Here is a 3,019-nt window from a genome sequence, read left to right on the forward strand (position 1 = left end):
ATTACTTTGATATGGCAGTTCGATGAATTAAATCTTACCCTACCTCAGATGGTGTCACTTTGTTTTCCACCTTATCGCTGATCAGGTAAGTCCTCTTGTCAATAGGTTTTGAGACGCGCTAACCCTGCGTACTTGCTGTCAACATTGAGTTTCCTTGGGTATCCAAGTTGAACTCGATGGCAAGGCAAGCTAGCGCTGAAAGAGCGTGGTCTGCAATCGCTCGGTTTTTTGATAATTGCAAGAAAAGCAAACCAGGGAAAAAGGGTTATCCACGATTTAAGAAAGAGCAAACACACGGTTCTGTTGAGTACAAAACCTGTGGGTGGAAGCTTAGTAGTGACCGGAGATACATCACTTTTAGTGATGGATTTAAAGCCGGAACATTCAAGCTTTGGGGAACTCGTGACCTGCACTTCTACCAGCTTAAACAGTTTAAAAGAGTGCGAGTTGTACGTCGTGCTGATGGGTACTATGCACAGTTTTGCATTGACCAAGAGCGAGTAGAAAGACGAGAACCAACGGGTAAAACTATCGGTATAGATGTGGGGTTGAACCATTTCTATACCGACAGCAATGGGGAAATAGTAGCCAACCCTAGACATCTTCGTAAAAGCGAAAAGTCTTTGAAACGACTGCAACGCCGTTTGTCTAAAACAAAAAAGGGTTCCAAAAACAGAATTAAGTTTAGAAATAAACTTGGCATTAAACACCTCAAAGTAAGTCGCCAACGTAAAGACTTTGCTGTTAAGACGGCAAGGTGCGTAGTGAAGTCTAACGACCTCGTGGCGTATGAAGATTTGATGGTGCGGAATATGGTCAAGAATCATTGCTTGGCTAAATCAATTAGTGATGTATCGTGGTCGTTGTTTCGTGAATGGGTCGAGTATTTTGGTAAAGTTTTCGGTGTGGTCACAGTTGCCGTATCTCCCTACTACACAAGTCAAAACTGCTCTAACTGTGGTGAAATTGTTAAGAAAACTCTTAGTACCAGAACACATATTTGCCCTAATTGTGGACATATTCAAGACCGCGATTGGAACGCCGCACGTAACATATTAGAAAAAGGATTGAGTACGGCGGGTCACGTCGGAACTAACGCCTCTGGAGAGACTGATCAATACTTGGGTGGGGAAACTCCTTCAAGCAAATCAACTCGTGGAAAGAGGAAATCTAAGGAGCGATCTTTGGAAACCTGAGCTAATCAGGTACTCCTGATTAGCGGTGGGAGGATGTCAAATGATTAACTGACTTTACGCTTACCTGTTTTTACAATGTTAGAATGCTGAATATTTTCTCGAACAGATGTAAAAGCAGTAGGAGCCAATTCTCTAATAATGGGTGTGACAATTTCTGGTGCCAGTTCTAAACGATGCTTAATCTGTGCTTGCAACCAGGCTAAAGGAACACTTTTACTGTTGACTTTTTGTTTGATAATTAAGTCAGGATTGGATGTTGAAGCTTTTTTTATGGCAGTAGCAATTTTTCTGGCTGTCCGTAAATCAATTTTGTCTACATCAATGCTAATAAAGTTGTCTGGTTGAGGTTCTGGTTTTGATGTAATACGGTTAGTTGATTGATTTTGGTTTTTCACCTTGAGAGATTTCTTAATATCAATAGATTCCATGTGTGATTTTTCAGATGTTGTGTTTTTGATGTTGAGTATAAATTTCTGCCAGAGATGGACTATTCCCACAACGAAATCAACGACCATTACAATGGTATATAAGGCTGTAATTCCAATGATGAGATGAGTTAAAGCTTCTTGAATTTGTTGAGTATTCATGATGACTAACTTGAAAATTTATGTTCATAATTAAAGAAGCGATCGCTTCCATTTAAGGCACATAAGCGTAAATGCAACAATCATGTGTGAGACTGCGGCAGCTGCATGAAATTGAAAACTGAGATAGTCCAGTAGATTGGCTTTGCTTGGGGTTAGGTAAACAACTCAAGCCGTACCTTTCACCGTTGCAGGAAAAATTGCTGGCTGATGTGGAACAAGAGTACGGACTCCATTAGAAATAAAAGTTACTCGATATTGTACTTGCAAGATTAGGTTAAGCTGATGTGCAGCTAAATTGTATAGTACGAAAACGTAAAATTATTGTAGTGCGGGCATCTTGCCCGCATCGCATATACAAATTAAATACGCAACAGCTTAATATACGGAAAAATTCTGTATGATAGTTGGATATTGACGATATCCAGAAAAATTCTTGATATTATGATTAAAACGCCTGTAATCCTTTCCCTACCTGAATCGCTTAGGGTGATATACCGAAAGTTTCGGCATAATAAATAGTTAGCCCCCCGACTTCTTGGAGTCCAAAGCAAAAGCTGACAAATACAGTACACTTGCTCTAGTTATGCTCTGAGCAGAATTAGTTATAAGGTTTTATATGCTCCCTTCCATCATGCAAATGCGCTTACAGCAACTCGAAGACAACGTTGTTCGAGTCCTCAAATTGCTAAATGATTATCAAGTGGAACTGTCAGATGAGTCTGATCCAGGAACAAAAAATAAATATCGTCGCCGTATTGAAGATTTGAAAAAACAACGAGATGAATATGAAAGTGAGTTAATAGTTATCCAAGAGCAATTGACCAATGAACAGCCAGAAGGACAAGTCTCAATTATTGCAAGCCAACTACAGCAAATAGATAATAAGTTAAATTGGCTTGCTGATAGTCAAGCGGCTTTACATCAAGTTATCTTAGCATACTTCACTACTGAGGAAAAAGCTCTAATTGCTCCTATAGCAAGACAGCTTGAAGAAGCTCAAATAGTTGAAGTACAATCCGTATTAGAGGCAGTTGAGTCTAATCAAGTTAGTGAGGAAGAAACAAAGCTAGTAGTTGCTCAATTACAACAAACTCTGGCTTTGTTGAAAGGTAAGGATTCAGGTGGCAGAGTATTGACAAAGGGAACACTTGAGGAGGACTATCATAGATATGAACGAAAACCTGCCTCAAGAATTAGACCGAGAAAGCTTGAACCAGTTATCAAAAGAAGAACTGG

At 39.6% G+C, this 3,019-nt stretch carries 2 protein-coding genes and 1 pseudogene; 2 read left to right on the forward strand and 1 reads right to left on the reverse strand.

The features are described 5' to 3' along the window. Nucleotides 1–128: 128 nt before the first annotated feature. Nucleotides 129–1,196: pseudogene (locus tag CDG79_RS39900) on the forward strand (RNA-guided endonuclease InsQ/TnpB family protein); the annotation flags it as partial. Nucleotides 1,197–1,240: 44 nt separating this feature from the next. Here the strand turns inward: CDG79_RS39900 and CDG79_RS39905 are convergent. Next, nucleotides 1,241–1,783 carry a hypothetical protein gene (locus tag CDG79_RS39905; protein ID WP_094346967.1) on the reverse strand — a complete coding sequence of 181 codons (543 nt, stop codon included), beginning with the start codon at nucleotides 1,781–1,783 and terminating at the stop codon, nucleotides 1,241–1,243. Nucleotides 1,784–2,399: 616 nt separating this feature from the next. Between CDG79_RS39905 and CDG79_RS39910 the strand changes: the two genes are divergently transcribed. Continuing rightward, on the forward strand, nucleotides 2,400–3,019 hold a 620-nt coding region (locus CDG79_RS39910), incomplete at its 3' end, for a hypothetical protein (protein WP_143855746.1).

It is taken from the genome of Nostoc sp. 'Peltigera membranacea cyanobiont' 232, from assembly GCF_002245985.1.
In the GTDB taxonomy this organism is placed as follows: domain Bacteria; phylum Cyanobacteriota; class Cyanobacteriia; order Cyanobacteriales; family Nostocaceae; genus Nostoc.

Bases quoted from the DNA above. Each gene is read 5' to 3' on its own strand.
- CDG79_RS39905 (WP_094346967.1), bottom strand. From the start codon at position 1,783: ATGAATACTCAACAAATTCAAGAAGCTTTAACTCATCTCATCATTGGA.